Raw genomic sequence first — 543 nt, 5'->3', positions numbered from 1 at the left:
CCAATAACCAGCCCCTATAATTCCAACTTTCCACATCTTAAGACACCTCTAGCTTTCTATAATTCTAGTTGTTTCGTGTTCCTATTATCAGGACATCGTTTGTAAAATCGTGTAAAGGGATTATTGTGTTCGCCTCTTCTGATGCTACTACTTCTGTTTGACTAAATCTTCTATTGACTAAGTCGATAGTAGTGAATGCATAATCACTGCTGTCAAGCTCAAGCTTCAATTTCGTATTAACAGGCATATAGATTACAATCGTATCTTCATTCCCAGCAGCTCTAATTTCTTTTGATTTGTCTTTAATAATATCCAACGGTTTTAAACCATGCAGACCATACAATTCCATTAAGTATTTCAAGAAGGAATAATCCCATGCTCCTTCAAACTTTAAGGCATCTCGCCAATCATATGGTGTGTCAAACCCTTCCCCTTCAACGATTCCGAAGCTTTGTCCTTTTTTATGCCAGCTCCAAATACCATGTGCTCCATAAGTTATTCCCGAAGCTCCGCCTGCAAGCACGCTTTGCCAAGCAGCTTTTC

1 protein-coding gene is annotated in these 543 nt (G+C 39.0%); it reads right to left on the bottom strand.

Annotated elements, in window-relative coordinates; all coding sequences use genetic code 11:
* Positions 1-64: 64 nt before the first annotated feature.
* The coding region (locus QD409_RS35680) for a DUF4038 domain-containing protein (protein ID WP_430765075.1) at positions 65-543 on the bottom strand (479 nt) is incomplete at its 5' end.

It is taken from the genome of Rhizobium sp. BR 315 (assembly GCF_050577975.1).
GTDB classification, from domain to species: domain Bacteria; phylum Pseudomonadota; class Alphaproteobacteria; order Rhizobiales; family Rhizobiaceae; genus Rhizobium; species Rhizobium miluonense.
The sequence above is the reverse complement of the archived record's forward strand: the minus strand, read 5'-3'. Positions and strand labels throughout refer to the sequence as shown.